The 19,658-nt window shown below is 60.1% G+C and carries 17 protein-coding genes; 9 read left to right on the top strand and 8 right to left on the bottom strand.

Features of this window, described 5'->3' with window-relative positions; genetic code table 11:
- The first annotated feature begins 7 nt into the window (after positions 1-7).
- Complete coding sequence (locus HB675_RS09725; RefSeq protein WP_213878091.1) at positions 8-1,666, top strand: GMC family oxidoreductase N-terminal domain-containing protein; 1,659 nt, start codon at positions 8-10, stop codon at positions 1,664-1,666.
- Positions 1,667-1,762: 96 nt separating this feature from the next.
- Positions 1,763-3,385 carry an MFS transporter gene (locus HB675_RS09730; protein ID WP_213878092.1) on the top strand — a complete coding sequence of 541 codons (1,623 nt, stop codon included), beginning with the start codon at positions 1,763-1,765 and terminating at the stop codon, positions 3,383-3,385.
- A 174-nt stretch (positions 3,386-3,559) separates the two neighbouring features.
- On the opposite strand, the gene HB675_RS09735 is transcribed toward HB675_RS09730, so the two are convergent.
- Genes HB675_RS09735 through glyQ form a run of 4 tightly spaced genes read right to left on the bottom strand, consistent with a single transcriptional unit; the run spans position 3,560 to position 7,896 of the window.
- A complete protein-coding gene (locus HB675_RS09735; protein WP_213878093.1) occupies positions 3,560-4,345 on the bottom strand; it encodes a lysophospholipid acyltransferase family protein in 786 nt (261 codons plus the stop codon).
- A gap of 15 nt (positions 4,346-4,360) precedes the next feature.
- Positions 4,361-4,894, bottom strand: a complete 534-nt coding sequence (gmhB, locus tag HB675_RS09740; RefSeq protein ID WP_213878094.1) for a D-glycero-beta-D-manno-heptose 1,7-bisphosphate 7-phosphatase — start codon at positions 4,892-4,894, stop codon at positions 4,361-4,363.
- Between the two features lie 3 nt (positions 4,895-4,897).
- Positions 4,898-6,952: a glycine--tRNA ligase subunit beta gene (gene glyS, locus HB675_RS09745; RefSeq protein WP_213878095.1), complete on the bottom strand. Its 2,055-nt coding sequence runs from the start codon at positions 6,950-6,952 to the stop codon at positions 4,898-4,900.
- Entirely contained in the window at positions 6,949-7,896 is a 948-nt protein-coding gene (gene glyQ / locus HB675_RS09750; protein WP_213878096.1) for a glycine--tRNA ligase subunit alpha, read from the bottom strand. The genes glyS and glyQ overlap by 4 nt, the downstream gene beginning before the upstream one ends.
- A gap of 82 nt (positions 7,897-7,978) precedes the next feature.
- On the opposite strand from glyQ, the gene HB675_RS09755 reads away from it, so the two are divergent.
- From HB675_RS09755 to HB675_RS09770, 4 genes are all read left to right on the top strand, one after another.
- Positions 7,979-8,530 carry a DNA-3-methyladenine glycosylase I gene (locus HB675_RS09755; RefSeq protein WP_213878097.1) on the top strand — a complete coding sequence of 184 codons (552 nt, stop codon included), beginning with the start codon at positions 7,979-7,981 and terminating at the stop codon, positions 8,528-8,530.
- Between the two features lie 39 nt (positions 8,531-8,569).
- A complete protein-coding gene (locus HB675_RS09760; protein ID WP_213878098.1) occupies positions 8,570-9,457 on the top strand; it encodes a lysophospholipid acyltransferase in 888 nt (295 codons plus the stop codon).
- 479 nt (positions 9,458-9,936) lie between these two features.
- On the top strand, positions 9,937-10,422 hold the full coding sequence (locus tag HB675_RS09765; RefSeq protein ID WP_213878099.1) for a type VI secretion system tube protein Hcp: 486 nt from the start codon (positions 9,937-9,939) through the stop codon (positions 10,420-10,422).
- A 9-nt stretch (positions 10,423-10,431) separates the two neighbouring features.
- On the top strand, positions 10,432-11,409 hold the full coding sequence (locus tag HB675_RS09770) for a hypothetical protein (protein ID WP_213878100.1): 978 nt from the start codon (positions 10,432-10,434) through the stop codon (positions 11,407-11,409).
- A 1,365-nt stretch (positions 11,410-12,774) separates the two neighbouring features.
- On the opposite strand, the gene rsmB is transcribed toward HB675_RS09770, so the two are convergent.
- The 3 genes from rsmB to def form a co-directional block, all read right to left on the bottom strand.
- Positions 12,775-14,082, bottom strand: coding sequence for a 16S rRNA (cytosine(967)-C(5))-methyltransferase RsmB (gene rsmB / locus HB675_RS09775; RefSeq protein WP_213878101.1), 1,308 nt, complete (start codon positions 14,080-14,082; stop codon positions 12,775-12,777).
- Positions 14,079-15,011 carry a methionyl-tRNA formyltransferase gene (gene fmt, locus HB675_RS09780; protein WP_213878102.1) on the bottom strand — a complete coding sequence of 311 codons (933 nt, stop codon included), beginning with the start codon at positions 15,009-15,011 and terminating at the stop codon, positions 14,079-14,081. Before fmt ends, rsmB begins: the two co-directional genes overlap by 4 nt.
- Before the next feature lie 72 nt (positions 15,012-15,083).
- Positions 15,084-15,587: a peptide deformylase gene (gene def / locus HB675_RS09785; RefSeq protein ID WP_213878103.1), complete on the bottom strand. Its 504-nt coding sequence runs from the start codon at positions 15,585-15,587 to the stop codon at positions 15,084-15,086.
- Positions 15,588-15,728: 141 nt separating this feature from the next.
- Between def and HB675_RS09790 the strand changes: the two genes are divergently transcribed.
- The 3 genes from HB675_RS09790 (at position 15,729) to HB675_RS09800 (ending at position 18,550) form a co-directional block, all read left to right on the top strand.
- Positions 15,729-16,757 carry a LysM peptidoglycan-binding domain-containing protein gene (locus HB675_RS09790; RefSeq protein WP_213878104.1) on the top strand — a complete coding sequence of 343 codons (1,029 nt, stop codon included), beginning with the start codon at positions 15,729-15,731 and terminating at the stop codon, positions 16,755-16,757.
- Between the two features lie 91 nt (positions 16,758-16,848).
- The gene (gene dprA, locus HB675_RS09795) at positions 16,849-17,973 is read left to right on the top strand and encodes a DNA-processing protein DprA (RefSeq protein WP_213878105.1); all 1,125 of its coding nucleotides are present in this window, start codon (positions 16,849-16,851) and stop codon (positions 17,971-17,973) included.
- Between the two features lie 22 nt (positions 17,974-17,995).
- The gene (locus tag HB675_RS09800; RefSeq protein ID WP_213878106.1) at positions 17,996-18,550 is read left to right on the top strand and encodes a Sua5/YciO/YrdC/YwlC family protein; all 555 of its coding nucleotides are present in this window, start codon (positions 17,996-17,998) and stop codon (positions 18,548-18,550) included.
- A 28-nt stretch (positions 18,551-18,578) separates the two neighbouring features.
- On the opposite strand, the gene HB675_RS09805 is transcribed toward HB675_RS09800, so the two are convergent.
- Positions 18,579-19,553 carry an NADPH:quinone reductase gene (locus tag HB675_RS09805; RefSeq protein ID WP_213878107.1) on the bottom strand — a complete coding sequence of 325 codons (975 nt, stop codon included), beginning with the start codon at positions 19,551-19,553 and terminating at the stop codon, positions 18,579-18,581.
- Between the last annotated feature and the right edge of the window lie 105 nt (positions 19,554-19,658).

Genomic DNA, 19,658 nt, shown 5'->3' on the forward strand with positions numbered 1-19,658 from the left:
GGTCATCATGTCGATCGAACAACCCTACGATTACATCATTGTCGGTGCCGGGCCTGCTGGCTGCCTGCTTGCCAACCGCCTGTCTGCCGATCCTGCTGTGCGTGTGCTGCTGCTTGAAGCCGGCGGCCGCGACAACTATGCCTGGATACATATTCCCGTGGGTTACCTCTACTGCATCGGTAACCCGCGCACCGACTGGTGCTTCAAGACCGAATCGCAACCCGCTTTGCAGGGCCGCAGCCTGAACTACCCGCGGGGTAAAGTGCTGGGTGGTTGTTCCTCCATCAACGGCATGATCTATATGCGCGGGCAGTCGGCCGATTACGACAGCTGGGAAGCCCAAGGCAACCCTGGATGGGGCTGGAAACAGGTGCTGCCAATGTTCAAGCGCAGTCAGCTGCACTTCTCCGGCAATGGCGAGTTACATGGCGGTGACGGTGAGTGGCGGGTCGAGCAGCAACGCTATCGCTGGCCGATTCTCGATGCCTTTCGGGTGGCTGCAGCGCAAAGCGGTATCAAGTCCGTGGAAGACTTCAATGGCGGAGACAATGAAGGCTGTGGATATTTCCACGTCAATCAGCGTGCAGGCGTGCGCTGGAATTCAGCCAAGGCATTCCTCAAGCCGGTGCTCCACCGCCCAAACCTAACGGTGATGACCGATGTGCGGGTCGATCGTGTGCTGGTGCAAAACAAGCGCGCAGTGGCCGTAAAGGCCCTTTGGCAAGGCGCTCAGCATTCGTTCAAGGCTCGCCGCGAGATCATTCTGAGTGCAGGTGCCATCGGCTCGCCCAGCATCCTGCAACGTAGCGGCATCGGCCCCAGACCGTTGCTGGAACGACTTGGCATCTATGTGGAACACGAGCTGCCCGGCGTCGGTGGCAACTTGCAGGATCACCTGCAGTTGCGCTTGGTTTATCAGGTCACCAACACCCGAACCCTCAACGTTGTGGCCAACAGCCTCTGGGGCAAGTTCGGCATGGGCGTTCGTTATCTGTACGATCGCAGCGGGCCTCTGGCCATGGCACCCAGTCAGCTGGGTGCATTTGTGCGCTCGGGTCCGGAACAGGCCACGGCGAACCTGGAATACCATGTGCAGCCCCTTTCCCTGGACAAGTTCGGCGAACCGCTGCATCGCTTTCCGGCATTCACCGCATCGGTCTGCAACCTGCGCCCCAAGAGTCGCGGCCGGGTGGATATTCGCTCAGCCGACCCGGATGTGTCGCCCATCATCGATCCCAACTACCTCAGCGATCCTGAAGACTTGCGCATCGCCGCCCAGTCAATCCGGTTGACCCGCGAGATTCTTGCGGCGCCGGCCTTGCAGCGTTTCTCGCCGGTTGAATACCTGCCAGGCGCAGCGCTGCGGACCGAGGAAGAGTTGCGTGACGCGGCTGGGCGTATCGGCACCACGATTTTCCATCCAGTGGGGACCTGCCGGATGGGCCACGATGCCCTCGCCGTGGTCGATGCGCAGCTGTGCGTCCACGGTATCGCCGGGTTACGCGTCGCTGATGCGTCGATCATGCCGACCATTACGTCGGGCAACACCTGCTCACCTACACTGATGATTGGCGAGATGGCCGCCCAGTTCATTCGTGAACACAGCGAGCGTGAGGGCGCCCGTAGCCAAGGCAATATCCGCGAGCCCGCCTTGCCTGCTATCTGAGGCGGGGCTCGCTTGAATGCAAGGGTCGTCAGCGACGACCGACAGTGGAACAACAACAATAATCACTGTGCCCATCTGGGCCGAAGGACTTCAGCGATGACCGACTTGATACACCCCCACTCCCCCGCCACCGTTGCTATCACCGGCAAGGAAGAGCGCAAGATCATTTTCGCGTCATCCCTCGGGACCGTGTTCGAGTGGTATGACTTTTTTCTCTACGGTGCCCTGGCGGCGGTGATCAGCAAGCAGTTCTTCGCTGGCGTTAACGACACCACGGCCTTTATCTTTGCCCTCATGGCATTTGCCGCCGGGTTTCTGGTCAGGCCTTTTGGCGCGTTGGTGTTCGGTCGGCTCGGTGACATGATCGGGCGTAAATATACGTTCCTCATGACGATCGTCTTGATGGGGCTGTCCACCTTTGGCGTCGGGTTGTTGCCGACCTACGCCAGCATCGGTATTGCCGCCCCGATTATCCTGATTTGCCTGCGCATGCTTCAGGGCCTGGCGCTGGGGGGCGAGTATGGCGGCGCGGCGACCTATGTTGCCGAGCATGCGCCGGCGGATAAGCGCGGCTCCCATACTGGGTGGATTCAGTCCACGGCGACGCTGGGCCTGTTGCTGTCCCTGGTGGTGGTTCTGGCCACCCGCTACCTGACCGGGGATCAGTTTGAAGTCTGGGGCTGGCGCATTCCCTTTTTGGGTTCCATCGTGCTCCTGGCCGTTTCCACCTGGATCCGGATGAGCCTGCATGAGTCACCGTCCTTCAAAAAAATGAAGGCTGAAGGCAAGGCCAGCAAGTCGCCCATACGCGAGTCCTTCGGTAATTGGGAGAACCTCAAGATCGTCCTGATTGCGCTGTTCAGTATCAACGGTGGCCAGGCAGTAACCTTCTACACCGCGCAGTTTTATGTGCTGTTCTTTCTCACCCAGATCCTCAAGATGGACCCTGCCCAGGCCAACACCTTGCTGATCATCAGTGTGGTACTGGGCGCGCCATTCTTCGTGTTCTTTGGCTGGCTGTCCGACCGAATCGGGCGCAAACCGATCCTCATGGCCGGCTTGCTGCTCGCCACCGTGTTTTATTTCCCGCTGTTCAAGGCGCTCAGCCACTACGCCAATCCGCAGATCGATCAGGCCAGCCGGCAAGCGCCGGTGGTGGTGATGGCGGATCCCAAGGCGTGTACCTTCCAGTTCGATCCCGTGGGCAAGGCAAAATTCGACAGCCCTTGCGACAAGGTCAAGACGCTGCTGGTCAAGCAAGGCGTGCCCTACAGCTCCGAGGCTCAGGTTGCGGGCAGCGACGTGGTGGTGACCGTTGGCGAGACCCGCATCAACGGGTATGACGAAGCCGCGCTGCGGGCGGCCGTGACCCAGGCCGGCTATCCCACCAAAGCTGATCCTGGGGCCGTCAACCAGCCGATGGTGGTCGCCGTGATCTTCGCCCTGATCCTCATCGCGACCATGACCTACGGGCCGCTGGCGGCCGTGATGGTGGAGCTGTTTCCAACGCGGATTCGCTACACGTCGATGTCCCTGCCGTATCACATTGGCAATGGCTGGTTCGGTGGTTTCTTGCCCACCGTGTCGTTCGCATTGGTGGTGTACACCGGGGATATCTTCTACGGGCTGTGGTACCCGGTGCTGGTCACGGGAGGCAGTTTGATCGTGGGCCTGCTGTGCTTGAAAGAGACCCGGCAGGTGGACCTCGATAACGTCTGAGGCAAAGGCCAAGCAAAAAAAACCGGCGCTGAGGAGCGCCGGTTTTTTGTTGTTCGAAAAACTTATGCACGGAACGCAGTGAATTTTTCTAATAAGTTATTTCTTTGTAGATCAATAAGTTGCTTGAGTATTCGAGAAGCTCCAAGAAAAACAATACACAAGTTATCCACAGAATCAGGCGGCGCTTTCGGCATCGTTTCGTGCGGCAGGTGGCAACGACCCCAGGCTGCGTTGGGCATCCTCGTTCCATTTGGCAAAACGGTCGTTCAACTCGGCAACGGCCCGCGGCCCGGTGCCTTGTGCGAACATGGGTTCGCCGATGATGACCTCGATCACCCCGGCTCGTTTGCCCCAGCCTTCCTTGGGCCAGTATTTGCCGGCGTTATGGGCGATGGGCAGGACCGGCAGTTCGGCATTGACCGCCAGGGCAGAGCCGCTTCGGGTGAATTTGCCGATCTGGCCGAACGGCACACGGGTGCCTTCGGGGAAGATCAGCACCCAGACTCCGTCCTTCAAAAGCTCGTCACCCTTGCTGGCCACTTGCTTGAGCGCCACCTTGGGATTGTCGCGGTTGATGGCGATCGGACGCAGCATTGCCATGGCCCAGCCGAAGAACGGCACGTAGAGCAGCTCACGCTTGAGCACTTGGCTCAGCGGCTGAAAGTAGGCCGAGAGAAAGAAGGTCTCCCAGGTGCTTTGGTGATTGGAGAGAATCACACAGGGACGCTGCGGAATATTCTCGGCACCGGTCACGTTGACCTGGATATCGAGGATGTTACGCGTCAGCCACAGCGCGCAGCGACACCAGTACACGTTGATGAAGCGATAGCGCGCAGGGAAGCTCAGAAACGGCGCGATAAAAAAGCTCAGGGAACACCACAGCAGACAGCTGGTGCCCAGCAACAGGTAATAGAAAAAAATCCTGATAGCCCGCAGGGTCGACATAACGGCTTTTACCATGACGGACAAAACGTCCTATTTGTGAGTAAGTTCTCTGGCGATCGCCGCCAGATCCTCGAAAATCAAAGTGCCAGAAGGCAGCGGCTTGCCCAGGGTCTTGCGACCTTTCCCAGTCTTGACCAGAACAGGCTGACAATTTGCGGCCAAGGCCGCCTCCAGGTCACTGCTACTATCGCCGACAAACCATACGCCCGACAATTCACAGCCGTAGTGCTGACCGATGGTACGCAGCATGCCCGGCTTGGGCTTGCGGCAATCACAGCCCGCATCGGGGCCGTGGGGACAGAAAACGATCAGGCCGACCTCGCCACCCTCTTGCGCCACCCGCTCGCGCAAACCCGCATGCATGGCATCGAGGGTGGCCAGATCGTAATAGCCTCGGGCAATGCCGGACTGGTTCGTGGCAACCGCCACCGTCCAGCCAGCACGGCTCAGCTGCGCGATAGCGGCAATCGCGCCGGGGATCGGAATCCATTCTGCGACCGACTTGATATAAGCGTCGGAGTCTTCATTGATGACCCCGTCGCGGTCCAGTATCAGCAGCTTCAAGGCTTACCCCAGCAACGAAATGTCAGCGACACCGAGAAACAGGCCACGCAGACGTGCCAGCAGCGCGTAGCGGTTGGCGCGCACCTTGGCATCGTCAGCGTTGACCATGACCGCCTCGAAGAAGGCATCCACGGGCTCGCGCAATGCCGCCAGGCGCGCCAGGGTTTCCGCATAGCGGCGCTCGGCAGCCAAGGGTTGCACAGCCTGATCGGCCTGCTGGATCGCCGAGTACAGCGAGAACTCGTTGGCGTTGTCGAAGTACTTGGGCTCGACGGTCTGGGCAACCTGCCCGTCCGCCTTGCTCAGCAGGTTCGACACGCGCTTGTTCACGGCGGCCAGGGCCGCGGCTTCAGGCAGCTTGCGGAACGCTTGCACGGCTTGCACACGCTGGTCGAAGTCCAATGCCGAGCCCGGCTTGAGCGCACGCACCGACAGGTAAGTGGCGACGTCGGTGCCTTCGTCTTCGTAGCGGGCTCGCAGGCGGTCGAAGATGAATTCCAGCACCTGATCAGCGAGACCCGGTGCCTTGACCTGAGTACCAAACTCCGAAACAGCGAACGCCACGGCCTGGGTCAGGTCCAGATCAAGGTCTTTTTCGATCAGGATGCGCAGCACGCCCAAGGCGGCACGGCGCAGTGCATAGGGGTCGCGGCTGCCGGTGGGCAGCATGCCGATGCCGAAGATACCCACCAGGGTGTCCAGTTTGTCGGCGATGGCCACCGCCGCGCCGGTCAGCGAGGTCGGCAGTTCGGCACCCGCGCCGCGGGGCATGTACTGCTCGTTCAGCGCCAGCGCGACGTCCTGTGCCTCGCCGTCGTTGATCGCGTAGTAGTAACCGGCCACACCTTGCATCTCGGGGAACTCGCCGACCATCTCGGTGGCCAGGTCGCACTTGGACAGCAGACCGCCACGGGCGGCACGTTGAGCATCGCCGCCGATGCGCGGGGCAATGAAGGCGGCCAACTTGGAAACACGCACGGCCTTGTCGTAGACACTGCCTAGTTTTTCCTGGAAAACCACGTTCTTCAGGCGCTCGTTGAAGGTTTCCAGCGGCTGCTTCTTGTCCTGCTTGAAGAAGAACTCCGCGTCGGTCAAGCGTGGGCGCACGACTTTCTCGTTACCCTCGACGATCTGGCGCGGGTCCTTGCTCTCGACGTTGGCCACGGTAATGAAACGCGGCAGCAACTTGCCTTCGGCATCGAGCAGGCAGAAATACTTCTGGTTGTCCTGCATGGTGGTGATGAGGGCTTCCTGAGGTACTTCAAGGAAACGCTCCTCGAACGAGCACACCAGCGGTACAGGCCACTCCACCAGCGCGGTCACCTCGTCCAGCAGGCTGGGCGGCACGATGGCGGTACCTTCCTGTTGCAGGGCCAACTCGGCGGTGCGCTTGCTGATCAGCTGACGACGCTCCTCGAAATCGGCGAGTACGTACGCCTGGCGCAGGTCTTCCTGATAGTTGGCCGGCGAGGTGATGCGCACCGGTTCCGGATGATGGAAGCGATGACCGCGCGATTCTCGGCCGGCGTTCTGGGCGAGGATGGTGCAGTCCACCACCTGATCACCCAGCAGCATGACCAGCCATTGGGTCGGACGCACGAACTCGACCTTGCGCGAACCCCAGCGCATGCGCTTGGGAATCGGCAGGTCGTTGAGCGAATCTTCGACGATGGTCGGCAACAGGCTGGCGGTCGGCTTGCCTTTGATGCTCTGGCTGTAGCGCAGTTTGGGGCCGCTTTGATCGATTTCGCTCAGGTCGACGCCGCACTTCTTGGCAAAACCCAGGGCGGCCTGGGTCGGCTTGCCTTCGGCGTCGAACGCCGCTTGCAGGGGCGGGCCGTCGAGATTGATGCTGCGATCAGGCTGCTGGGTGTCCAGCGAGGTGACCAACACCGCCAGGCGGCGCGGCGCGGCGAAGTAACGCTTGGTGGTGAAGGTCAGACCAGCGGCCTGCAGGCCTTTTTCAATGCCGGCCAGAAAGGCTTCGCCCAGGCTGTCGAGGGCCTTGGGTGGCAGTTCTTCGGTGCCCAGTTCAACCAGGAAATCTTGCGCACTCATTGTGCCGCCTCCAGCTTGGCCAACACTTCATCACGCAGATCAGGGGCCGCCATTGGGAAGCCCAGCTTCGCGCGGGCCTGTAGATAACTTTGTGCGACGGCACGTGCCAAGGCACGCACGCGCAGGATGTATTGCTGGCGCGCGGTGACCGAGATGGCGCGGCGGGCATCCAGCAGGTTGAAAGTGTGCGAAGCCTTCAGGACCATTTCATAGGTCGGCAGCGGCAGTTCCAGTTCGATCAAGCGATTGGCTTCGCTTTCATAGAAGTCGAACAGTTCGAACAGCTTGTCGACGTTGGCGTGTTCGAAGTTGTAGGTCGACTGCTCCACTTCGTTCTGGTGGAACACATCGCCATAGGTGACCTTGCCGAACGGGCCGTCGGTCCAGACCAGGTCGTAGACCGAGTCCACGCCCTGCAGGTACATGGCCAAACGCTCGAGGCCGTAGGTGATCTCGCCGGTGACCGGGTAGCACTCGATGCCGCCCACTTGCTGAAAGTAGGTGAACTGGGTCACTTCCATGCCGTTGAGCCAGATTTCCCAGCCCAGGCCCCAGGCCCCGAGGGTTGGCGATTCCCAGTTGTCTTCGACGAAACGAATGTCGTGGACCAGCGGATCGAGGCCGATGTGCTTGAGCGAGCCCAGGTACAGTTCCTGGAAGTTTTCCGGGTTGGGCTTGAGGACCACCTGGAACTGGTAGTAATGCTGCAGGCGGTTCGGGTTTTCGCCGTAGCGGCCATCAGCCGGACGACGGCTGGGCTGCACGTAAGCGGCGTTCCAGGTTTCCGGGCCGACGGCCCGCAGAAACGTGGCGGTGTGGAACGTGCCGGCGCCTACTTCCATATCGTAGGGCTGAAGTACCACGCAACCTTGCTCGGCCCAGTATTGTTGCAGAGCGAGGATCAAGTCTTGGAAGGTACGCACGGCTGGCGTAGGCTGGCTCACGAAATTCACCTGTATCTGGGGCTGCGAATATAAAGAGCGGGAGTATACCGCGATTCGGCGGCGCCTCTACCCATGGAGCCCTATGCCTCGCTGCTTTTGGTGTACTCAAGACCCCCTCTACCAGGACTACCACGATCATGAATGGGGCGTGCCGCTGCGCGAGGCGGGCGCGTTGTTCGAGTTGCTTTTGCTCGAAGGGTTCCAGGCCGGTCTGTCGTGGTTCACCATCCTGAAAAAGCGGCAGCGGTATCGCGAAGTCATGTTCGGTTTCGATCCGCGCCAGCTCGCCGACATGAGCGACGACTACATCGAGCGCCTCATGCAGGACCCCGGCATCGTGCGCAACCGCCTCAAACTCCACGGCGCCCGGCGCAATGCCCAAGCCTGGCTCAAGCTCGACAAACCCGTCGACTGGCTGTGGTCCTTCGTCGGCGGCCAGCCGAAAATCAACGACTTCACTGACCGCAGCCAGGTGCCCGCCGTCACTGCGCAAGCCCAGGCCATGAGCAAGGCCCTGCAAAAGGCCGGCTTCACCTTCGTCGGGCCCATCATCTGTTACGCCTTCATGCAGGCCTCGGGGATGGTCATGGATCACACACGCGATTGCGATCGCTATGGGGCCCTGCAGCCGTGACGGTTACAATGGCCGGCTTGTGCCAAGAGGAACGCTTCTGTGGATAAGTTCAAAGGTGCGCTGATGGTCGGCGTATTGCGGTTGTTTGCCCTGTTGCCGTGGCGCGCGGTGCAGTGGGTGGGGGGCGCCATCGGCTGGATCATGTGGAAACTGCCCAACCGCTCCCGGGAAATCGTACGGATCAACCTGAGCAAATGCTTTCCCGAGATGGCACCCGAGGCCCGGGAACACCTGACCGGCCAGGCCCTGATGGACATCGGCCGCTCTTTCACCGAAAGCGCGTGCGCCTGGATCTGGCCGGCCCAGCGTTCGCTGGATTTGGTGCGCGAAGTCCACGGCCTCGAAGTCCTCGAGCAAGCCCTCGCCACCGGCAAGGGCGTGGTCGGCATCACCAGCCACCTGGGCAACTGGGAAGTGCTCAACCACTTCTATTGCAACCAGTGCAAACCCATCATCTTCTACCGCCCGCCCAAGCTCAAAGCGGTGGATGACCTGCTGCGCAAACAACGGGTACAAATGGGCAACCGCGTGGCCGCCTCGACCAAGGAAGGCATCCTCAGCATCATCAAGGAGGTCCGCAAGGGGGGCCAGGTCGGCATCCCGGCAGACCCCGAGCCGGCGGAATCGGCAGGGGTCTTCGTGCCCTTTCTGGGCACCACCGCGCTGACCAGCAAGTTCGTGCCGAACATGCTCACCGGCGGCAAGGCGGTCGGGGTCTTCCTCCATGCATTGCGCTTGCCGGATGGCTCGGGTTATCGGGTCATCCTGGAAGCAGCGCCGGAGGCGATGTACAGCAGCGATACGCCCACGGCGGTGGCCGCCATGAGTGGGGTGATCGAGCGGTATGTGCGGGAATACCCGAGCCAGTATATGTGGAGCATGAAGCGGTTCAGGAAGCGGCCCGAAGGGGAAGCCCGGTGGTATTGATGTGCAGGCAACCCGCCTAACCGCCACCGCAACCCAGGCGTCCCCTGTAGGACCGAGCCGGCCGCCGTAGCGGTTGCTCGGGAACCGAGCGCCGCGGCATGTCTTGTCAATGGCGTCGCCTGGTTCCCGAGCAAGCTCGGTCCTACAGATGGGTGTTGCCCAAAAGGCCGCGCATCTGCCAGGAATCATTTATTTTCTCTGCGTCCGGGTAGGTCAGTTCGCCGCCCCCGTAGGACCGAGCTTGCTCGGGAACCAGGCGACGCCATTTCCAAGATACACCGCAGTGCAAGCCCCGCCGGACGCATCGCCCTCCCCCCTTTCGTACAACTTTGTATAACTCTGAGTGTTGCGCGTCAGAATTTTTGTAGGAAAACTTACCGATGTGCGTAGGAAAGATCTAATTTTCTTGCGAGCCGATGACATGCCGTCTGAGTCGACATAACGTCCTTCTCCCCATGCACTGGAAAAGGATCCACTCAATGGCGCTCGACGGTTTCATCAGCATCTCGGACATCCCCGGCGAATCCAAGGATGGCGCACACACCGGCTGGATCGAGATCACCGGCTACAACTTCGGTATGCATCAGAGTACCTCAGCCACCGCCAGCTCCGCCGGAGGCGCTGCTTCTGGCCGGACGTCGGTGTCCTGCTTCGTCTTCACCAAGTTTCTCGACAGCGCCAGCACCAAGCTCATGGTCTCCTGCTGTGCCGGTACCCACCTCAAGGAGGTCAAGCTCTCGCTTTGCCGTGCGGGTGGCGACAAGCTCAAGTACTACGAGGTCGTGCTCGAGGAAGTTATCGTTGCGGACTATGCGCAAAGCGCCATCGACGGAGTACCGGTCGAGACGGTGCAACTGGATTATGGCCGTATCAAGACGACCTACACGCAACAGAAACGCAGCGACGGATCAGGCCAAGGCAATAAACTTGGCGGTTGGGACCGTATCGCCAACAAAGCGATATGAGGGACGACCATGGCCAAGCCCTACGCTTTCATCAATGAACACATGCAGACCTTCATGGCCATTCAGGATCGGCTGCGCCTGAACCGCCAAGGGTTGGCCAAGCTGAATACCCTGAATGGGCATCTGCTCAATACTGTCGTGATGCCCGGTCAATTGGTCGTGGTGGGCGATGACAGCACGAACTCATGCAGCTCAGAAGAAACGGAGTTGCAGCGCATGGGGCTGCAGGCCAGACAAAGTCTCAGCGCCCACCAAGCGGGCGGCGATGGGTTCATTCTGAAGAATTATGACCTCTTGCAGTCGCTGCTGGGCTACACCTCGCTGGGCGTCGGCAGCGTAACCAGCGCTTGGAGTAAGCATCTGGAGGGGGTGAAGCAGACGCTTGAAGAGATTGACGTCTTGCACAAAAACGCGCTCAAGCGCGGCACACCGATTGCGCGGCATGAGTTTCATGAGCACCGCAAGATACTATTTAAAAAATTGGATGTTCAGCTAGAGGGTATTGCTAGATTTGGGACGGGCTTGCGGAATCATGGCTCGATCAGAAGAATGCTAGGTATTTCGACTAAAAGCTATCTCAGTACCGGTGAGATAAAAGGCTATTCCGATAAATTGGCGAGGGTAGCTAAGACGGCTCGTATTTTGAGTAAGGGTACTTATGTAGGTTTGGCGCTTGATATTTCTGCAGGTGCGCTTGAAATCGTAGAGGCTTGCTCTTCCGGCAGAAGTGCGGAGTGTCGTAGGGCTGGGTATGTTGAAACCAGTAAGACGGCATTTAGCATATTGGGCAGCACTGCGATTGGTGGTATCGTCGGTTATTATGCGGTAGGAGTCTGCATGTCGACGTTCGGCCTAGCCACGGGCGGCGTTGGCGTATTAGGCTGCGCAATTATCGGGGGGGCTGGAGGTGGATGGGCTGGAGGTCTCGGTGGAGAGATAGCCGGAGAAAAGATGGGCACTATCGTTTATGAGCATTTAGGTAGTTAAACGGAATGGAAACTTTTATTGTCATATTCTTGTGTTGTTGGTTACTCTTCAATTTTGTGGTTTTCTTGTGGGTACTCTATACAAAGCTTGAAGGGTACGAGAAAGCGCTGTCTAAATGCAGTTTCGTTGAAATCAACAGGAAAATTTGGCGCGGCGATCGAATCGGACGAATGTATCGACTAAATTTTATACGTCTTGTGTTAGGCAATCCTAGTCTGTTCCATCGTCGAGGTGACATTGATCTCGACCAGGTTCTTGCTTTCCCGAGATCCCAGTTCTGTTTTCTACGGGCCATCTATCTCTCGTTAAGTATGCAGGCAGTAGCGCTGGGCATTTGGTGTTTAATCGAAACTTATTGGTAGCTGCCTTTAATGTAAAGCGGGTTGTGTGATGGTGTTTTTATAACGGCTGGTATTTGGCTCTGCCGACGCTCTCGCAACGGGTGAATTATAGTTCGAAACAGTGGAGCAGGATAGGTTGCTATCCATATGGAATGCGCTGTATTGAGGTAGTTCAGTGGTGACAGAGGAAGAGCCGACTATCAGTATATGGATTATATCAATGGGCATGTGGATACTAAGATACAGCATCGTTGGAAATAACAAACCTATTTGGTGCGGTGATCCGAGAGGTCGGGTCTATCGACTCAACTTCATCAGTCTGGTTTTAGCCATTCCAAATATTTTTTATCGGCGAGGCGAGGTGATATTGCGCTAGTCTGATCGTTCACGAGGCGCTATCTAATTTTATCTAAGGTATCTATGTTTCCGATGATCTAAATTTTGGGTACTAGGGTGTGATGTATCTTTGCACATTTTTATGCTGCTCATGCGTTGATAGAGAGGTTTAATGAAACCGGGAGACTTTTTTGTCGTGTTTTTATCTTTTTGGCTATTGCTGAATTTCGTGATTTTTCTATGGGTTCTCTATGCACGGCTTGAACAGATCGAGATAACGCTTTCAAAATGCAGCTTCATTCATATTAACAGAAGGATTTGGCGTAGCGATCCGATCGGCCGACTGTATCGCCTTAATTTTATAAATCTCGTGTTATTGGCTCCCAATTTTTTCCATCGGCGGGGTGACATTGATATTGATCAGGTTCTTTCCTTTCCGAGATCCCAGTTGTATTTTATACGGACTATCTATCTTTCTAAATTCATGAGTGTATTAGCGCTGGGCATTTGGTATGTAGTCGAAACGTATTGAATTGCTGGATGTCGTGGTTTTTCTAAAGGTGCTCTATGGAAAGCTTCAAAAGTGACCTCAGGTCCTACAAGGTGAGGTCAGATCTGAGGTTGCTCTGCAGCGCAGCTGATGAGGTAGACCGCGGCCTACCGCTCTCACTGTGTCCGGGAATTGAAGTCACCGGCCCGCTGCAATCTTGATCAATTTCGCATAATAAAACCCATCATGCCCACCCTCTTGCGCCAGCAACTGCCGGCCGTGGGGCTGTTTGATCCCGGCGGCGGTGGCGAGGTCCAGTTCGCGGGCTCCCGAGGTCCGGGCGAGGAACGCGTCGATCACTTCGGTGTTCTCTGTCGGCAGTGTCGAGCACGTGGCGTACAACAACACCCCGCCCACTTCCAGTGTCGGCCACAGGGCATCCAGCAATTGGCCCTGGAGCACCGCCAACGCCTGGATGTCATCCGGCTGCCGGGTGAGCTTGATATCCGGGTGCCGCCGAATCACGCCGGTGGCCGAGCAGGGGGCGTCCAGGAGGATGCGGTCGAAACGTTTACCGTCCCACCAGGCGGCGGTGTCGCGGGCGTCGGCGGCGATGAGTTGGGCGTCGAGGCCCAGGCGGTCGAGGTTTTCTCGAACGCGCACCAGGCGTTTGGCTTCCAGGTCCACGGCGACCACGGCGTCCAGGCCGGGTTGGGCCTCGAGCAGATGGCAGGTCTTGCCGCCGGGCGCGCAGCAGGCGTCCAGCACGCGCTGGCCGGGGCTCAGGTCAAGGAGGTCGGCGGCCAGTTGCGCGGCTTCGTCCTGGACGCTGATCCAGCCGTCACTGAAGCCTGGCAGCTCGCGTACGTCCATGGCCTGTTCGAGGACGATGCCATCGGTGCTGTAGGCGGTCGGCACGGCAGCGATGCCCTGCTCGCCCAGTAATGCCAGATAGGCGTCGCGGCGGTGATGCCGGCGGTTGACCCGCAGGATCATCGGCGGGTGGGCGTTGTTGGCGGCGCAGATGGCTTCCCATTGTTCTGGCCAGGACGCCTTGAGGGCTTTCTGCAACCAGCGTGGATGCGCAGTGCGGACCACGGGGTCGCGTTCGAGCTCGGCGAGGATTTCGCTGCTTTCGCGTTGGGCGCGGCGCAGGACCGCGTTGAGCAGTGCCTTGGCCCAAGGTTTTTTCAGTTTGTCGGCGCAGCCCACGGTCTCGCCGATGGCGGCATGGGCCGGAATGCGGCTGTAAAGCAGCTGATAAAGGCCCACCAGCAGCAGCGCGTGGACATCGGCGTCGGCGGCCTTGAACGGTTTTTGCAGCAAGCGTTCGGCCAATGCCGACAACCGCGGTTGCCAGCGCGCGGTACCGAAGGCCAGGTCCTGGGTCAGGCCACGGTCGCGGGCTTCAACCTTTTCCATTTCGCGAGGCAGCGAACTGTTCAGCGAGGCCTTGCCCGTGAGGACGGCGGCCAGGGCGCGGGCGGCGGCGAGGCGCGGGTTCATTGGCCCAGTACCGTGCCGAGGGCGAACTTCTCGCGGCGGCTGTTGAACAGGTCGGCAAAGCTCAGCGGTTTGCCGCCAGGCAGTTGCAGGCGGGTCAGGCGCAGGGCCTGTTGGCCACAGGCCACGGTCAGGCCCTCCTTGCTCGCGACGATGATGGTGCCAGGTATGCCCTCGCCTGGCGCCCATTCAGCGGCCAGCACCTTGAGGGCTTCGCCGCTCAACAGGCTGTGGCTGACGGGCCATGGGTTGAAGGCGCGGATCTGGCGCTCCAACTCGACGGCCGGACGTGTCCAGTCCAGTCGGGCTTCGTCTTTGTTGAGCTTGTGCGCGTAGGTCGCCAGGCCGTCGTCCTGGACCTCGCCTGGCAAGGTACCTGCCTCCAGGCCATCAATAGCCTTGAGCACAGCCGGGGGGCCGAGCTCGGCCAGGCGGTCGTGCAGGCTGCCACCGGTGTCGGTAGCGCTGATGGCCGTAGTGGTCTTGAGCAGCATTGGCCCGGTGTCCAGACCGGCTTCCATGCGCATCACGGTCACGCCGCTTTCGGCATCGCCTGCTTGCACGCTGCGCTGGATCGGCGCGGCGCCGCGCCAGCGCGGCAGCAGCGAGGCATGGCTGTTGATGCAGCCCAACCTTGGGATGTCGAGCACAACCTGCGGCAGAATCAGGCCGTAGGCCACTACCACCATCAGGTCTGGAGCCAGAGCGGCCAGTTCGGCCTGGGCTTCCGCAGCGCGCAGGGTGGGAGGTTGCAGCACCCTGATGCCAGCGTCGAGTGCCAGTTGCTTGACCGGGCTGGGCATCAGTTTCTGGCCACGCCCGGCCGGGCGGTCCGGCTGGGTGTAGACCGCGATCACCTCATGGCGGCTGGCCAACAAGGCCTTGAGGTGTTCGGCAGCAAATTCGGGCGTACCCGCAAAAACGATGCGCATGCAGTGGTCTCGCTTAAATCTGGCTATAAATAAAAAAGGCTTGCCGCAGCAAGCCTTGAACGCTTTGGAGGATCAAGCCTGGCGGTGGAGTTTTTCCAGTTTCTTCTTGATCCGGTCGCGTTTGAGCGTAGACAGGTAATCGACGAAGAGCTTGCCGTTGAGATGATCGCATTCGTGCTGGATGCACACTGCCAGCAGCCCTTCGGCCAGCAATTCGTACGGTTTACCGTCTCGGTCCAGGGCCTTGACCCTGATCTGCACCGGGCGGTCGACGTTTTCGTAGAAGCCCGGCACCGAGAGGCAGCCTTCCTGGTACTGGCCCATCTCGTCGGTGAGCATTTCCAGCTCGGGATTGATGAACACCCGAGGCTCGCTGCGATCTTCCGAAAGGTCCATGACCACGATGCGTTTATGCACATTGACCTGCGTTGCCGCCAGGCCGATACCCGGTGCGTCGTACATGGTTTCAAACATGTCGTCGATCAACTGGCGCACCGCGGCGTCCACCACTGCGACCGGTTTGGCGAGGGTGCGCAGGCGCGGGTCCGGAAATTCGAGGATGTTTAAAATAGCCATATGCCTATCTACTGCACTGTAAGGTAAAGTCAAAGGTAGCGGTCGCCGGACGATTGTCGGCGGTGACTTGCTTGCTCTCCCGGGTCGGGAGGCGCACAAGCGGCGTTACACGTGAGCACACATGATAAAGGGATTCGCAGTATGAGGAAATCACTACTCGCCCTGCTGCTGCTGGCATGCGCCGGCCTGGCACAGGCGCAGGTGCAGCTCAGGGACAGTTCGCCGCAGCGCTACACGGTCGTGCAGGGCGATACCTTGTGGGAGATCGCCGGCAAGTTTCTCGACCAGCCGTGGGAGTGGCCCCACATCTGGCACGCCAACCCACAGGTGGCCAACCCCGACCTTATCTACCCCGGCGACACGCTGGTGCTGGGCTATGGCACCGATGGCCAGCCGCAGATCACCTTGGTGCGTGGCGCATCGCGTGGCACCATCAAACTATCGCCCCGTGTTCGCAGCACGCCGGTGGCCGATGCGATTCCGAGCATTCCGCTGGAGTCGATCAACAGCTTTCTGCTGAGCAACCGCATCGTCGACCGGGCCGAAGACTTCCAGACCGCGCCTTATATCGTGGCGGGCGATGCCGAGCGCGTGCTCAGCGGCATGGGCGATGTGATCTACGCCCGTGGCCATTTCGATCCGCAGACTACCAACTATGGCATCTTCCGCCAGGGCAAGACTTACACCGACCCGATCACCCATGAGTTCCTCGGCATCAACGCCGACAATGAGGGTACCGGCGAGGTGGTTACCACCGAGGGCGACATCGCCACAGTCAACCTCCAGCGGTCCAATGAAGAGGTCCGTCTGGGCGACCGCCTGTTCATCAGCGAACAGCGCGCCGTCAATTCGACGTTTTTCCCCAGTGCCCCGGCGTCTTCAATCGAAGGCACGATCATTGATGTGCCACGAGGTGTGACACAGATCGGCAAGTACGACGTGGTCACGGTCAGCCGCGGAAAACGCGACGGGCTGGTGGAAGGCAACGTTCTGGCGATCTACAAGACCGGTGAAACCGTGCGCGACCGGGTCACCGGCGAACAGGTGAAAATCCCCGATACTCGCTCCGGCCTGCTGATGATCTTTCGCACTTATGAAAAGCTCAGCTATGGTTTAGTGCTCAACGCCAATCGCTCGCTGGCGGTGCTGGACAAAGTGCGGAATCCTTAGCTTGCGAAGCAAGTTATCAGGCAGTTACCAACAGAGTTATCCACAGCTTGTCCTGCCTCACAGTTGAGTGTTTTCGATCAAGGATGATCAAATGCCCCAGCCTCTCAGCCCCACCCTGTGTGCCACCGAGTTGCAAGCGCGGCTGCGTGTGCACCTCTTGCCCGACATCGGTCCACGCCACTACCTGCGGCTCCTGCAGAGCTTCGGCAGCGCCAGCCAGGCTTGCCGTGCTTCCTCCTCTGCCTGGCACGCGCTGGGGCTTTCAGCCGCCAGTGAAGTCGCCCGCCGCTGCCCGCTGATAGAGGCCGAGGTCAAGGCCACAATGGCCTGGCTAGAGCGTTCGGAGCAGCATTTGCTGATGTCGGACCAGCCGGATTATCCCGCGCTTCTGGCAGAAACCGAGGGTGCGCCGCCGCTGTTGTTCGTCGCCGGAAACCCGAGCATTCTCGAGCGGCCTCAGTTGGCCATTATCGGCAGCCGTCGTGCGTCTCGCCCCGGCATGGACACCGCCGCCGCCTTTGCCCGTAGCCTCGCCGCTGCCGGTTTTGTCATCACCAGTGGCTTGGCGCTTGGCATCGACAGCGCCGCCCACCATGCAGCGCTGGCGGTGGGCGGGCAGACCGTGGGCGTGCTTGGGACGGGCCTGAAAAATTTTTATCCACAGCGCAACAAAAGATTGGCCCAGGACATGGTCAAGGCCGGCAGCGCGGTGGTTTCCGAGTTTCCCTTGAGCACCGCCCCCCACCCGTCCAACTTCCCCCGGCGTAACCGTATCATCAGTGGTTTGTCCCTGGGGGTGCTGGTGGTGGAAGCCGGCCTGGCCAGCGGTTCGCTGATCACCGCGCGGCTGGCGGCCGAGCAGGGCCGCGAGGTGTATGCGATTCCTGGCTCTATCCACCACCCGGGCGCAAAGGGCTGCCATCAGTTGATCCGTGACGGTGCGGCGCTGGTAGAGACGGTAGAGCACATCATGACGGCGCTGCAGGGCTGGCAGACGGTACCGGCAGCGATGGCTGAAGTACCGGCCAGCCGGCATCCGCTGCTGGTGTTGCTGCTGGCGGCGCCCCAGACCAGCGAAGCGCTGGCCCAGGCCATTGGCTGGGAGCTGCCACGGGTGCTGGGGGCCTTGACCGAACTGGAATTGCAAAGTCAGGTGGTCAACGAGGCTGGCCGTTGGTTTGCGCGTCCGGCGTCAGTACACTGCGCACTGCCTTGATCAGTCGATGCGGAGTAAAACGATGGAGAACAGTTGGCGAGTGCAGCAAGCGGCCCGCGAAATTCGTGCGGGTGCGGTCATTGCCTACCCAACCGAGGCGGTCTGGGGTCTGGGCTGTGACCCATGGAATGAAGAAGCGGTGGATCGGTTGCTGGCCATCAAATCGCGGCCGGTGCACAAGGGCTTGATTCTGGTTGCCGACAACATTCGCCAGTTCGACTTTCTGTTCGAGGACTTCCCCGAGCTGTGGATCGATCGCATGGCTGCCACCTGGCCGGGCCCCAATACTTGGCTGGTGCCTCATCAGGGCCTGCTGCCTGAATGGGTGACAGGCGAGCATGACACTGTCGCCGTAAGGGTCAGCGATCACCCGCAGGTGCGTGAGTTGTGCGCGCTGGTCGGGCCACTGATTTCGACCTCGGCCAACCCCCAGGGCCGCCCGCCGGCCCGGTCGCGTTTGCGCATCGAGCAGTACTTTCGCGGGCAGCTGGATGTGGTACTGGGCGGGGCGCTGGGTGGGCGCAAGAGCCCGAGCGTGATTCGCGACCTCGTGACCGGGGAAGTCATCCGTCCCTGACCCCTCCCCCGCAGGAGCGCGCGAGTGTTTATGGCAAAAGAATGGTAGACCCCATGGTCCGCCGGGCCGATAGCTCGGTCTGTGCCTTGGCCGCTTCGGCCAGTGGGTAACGCTGGCTGATGTCCACCACCAGCTTGCCGCTGGCGATCAGTTCGAACAGCTCATCCGCCATGGCTTGCAAGGCCGGCCCTACCGCATAGGTGGCCAGGGTCGGCCGGGTGACGTACAGCGAGCCTTTCTGCGAGAGAATGCCCAGGTTGACGCCACTCACGGCCCCGGATGCGTTGCCGAAGCTCACCAGCAAGCCGCGAGGTTCGACGCAGTCGAGGGACGTCTCCCAGGTGTCCTTGCCGACGCCGTCATAGACCACCGGGCATTTCTTGCCGCCCGTCAGTTCCAGCACGCGCTTGGCCACATCTTCATGGCTGTAGTCGATGGTTTCCCACGCCCCGAGTTGCTTGGCTCGGGCGGCTTTCTCGGCCGAACTGACCGTACCGATCAGCCGAACCCCCAAAGCCCGCGCCCATTGGCAGGCAATGGAGCCGACGCCGCCAGCTGCCGCGTGGAACAGCACGATCTCGTCGGGCTGCAGCTCGTAGGTCTGCCGGAACAGGTACTGTACGGTCAAGCCCTTGAGCATTACCGCAGCCGCCTGCTCGAAGCTGACAGAGCCGGGCAGGTGAACCAGCGACGCGGCCGGCAAGACATGCAGTTCGCTGTAGGCGCCCAGCGGTCCGCCGGCATAGGCCACGCGATCACCGACCTTGAAGCCGGTCACTTCGCTGCCGATGGCATCCACCACCCCGGCCGCCTCGGTGCCCAGGCCCGACGGCAGTGCCGGAACCGGGTAAAGGCCACCACGAAAATAGGTATCGATATAGTTCAGGCCAATGGCCTTGTTGCTCACGCGGACTTGTTGCGGTCCGGGCTCGGCCGGCGTGTGGTCAACGTACTCAAGCACCTCCGGGCCACCGTTCTTGCTGAACTGGATACGCTTTGCCATCTGCAATCTCCTAGGGTCGGTTCGTTGAAAGGGTCTATCGGACGCCTTTGCTTGCTCGGCGTCAACTGTAGACCCGCGGGCACGGGTGTTATGCTGTGCGCCGAA

This window comes from Pseudomonas sp. dw_358 (assembly GCF_018449655.1).
Classification (GTDB): domain Bacteria; phylum Pseudomonadota; class Gammaproteobacteria; order Pseudomonadales; family Pseudomonadaceae; genus Aquipseudomonas.

Coding starts and splice junctions, on each gene's coding strand:
- glyS (WP_213878095.1), bottom strand. CDS start 6,952: ATGAGTGCGCAAGATTTCCTGGTTGAACTGGGCACCGAAGAACTGCCA.
- HB675_RS09735 (WP_213878093.1), bottom strand. CDS start 4,345: ATGGTAAAAGCCGTTATGTCGACCCTGCGGGCTATCAGGATTTTTTTC.
- HB675_RS09800 (WP_213878106.1), top strand. CDS start 17,996: ATGGAGAACAGTTGGCGAGTGCAGCAAGCGGCCCGCGAAATTCGTGCG.
- HB675_RS09765 (WP_213878099.1), top strand. CDS start 9,937: ATGGCGCTCGACGGTTTCATCAGCATCTCGGACATCCCCGGCGAATCC.
- rsmB (WP_213878101.1), bottom strand. CDS start 14,082: ATGAACCCGCGCCTCGCCGCCGCCCGCGCCCTGGCCGCCGTCCTCACG.
- def (WP_213878103.1), bottom strand. CDS start 15,587: ATGGCTATTTTAAACATCCTCGAATTTCCGGACCCGCGCCTGCGCACC.
- HB675_RS09805 (WP_213878107.1), bottom strand. CDS start 19,553: ATGGCAAAGCGTATCCAGTTCAGCAAGAACGGTGGCCCGGAGGTGCTT.
- HB675_RS09725 (WP_213878091.1), top strand. CDS start 8: ATGTCGATCGAACAACCCTACGATTACATCATTGTCGGTGCCGGGCCT.
- HB675_RS09770 (WP_213878100.1), top strand. CDS start 10,432: ATGGCCAAGCCCTACGCTTTCATCAATGAACACATGCAGACCTTCATG.
- dprA (WP_213878105.1), top strand. CDS start 16,849: ATGCCCCAGCCTCTCAGCCCCACCCTGTGTGCCACCGAGTTGCAAGCG.
- HB675_RS09730 (WP_213878092.1), top strand. CDS start 1,763: ATGACCGACTTGATACACCCCCACTCCCCCGCCACCGTTGCTATCACC.
- HB675_RS09790 (WP_213878104.1), top strand. CDS start 15,729: ATGAGGAAATCACTACTCGCCCTGCTGCTGCTGGCATGCGCCGGCCTG.
- fmt (WP_213878102.1), bottom strand. CDS start 15,011: ATGCGCATCGTTTTTGCGGGTACGCCCGAATTTGCTGCCGAACACCTC.
- HB675_RS09755 (WP_213878097.1), top strand. CDS start 7,979: ATGCCTCGCTGCTTTTGGTGTACTCAAGACCCCCTCTACCAGGACTAC.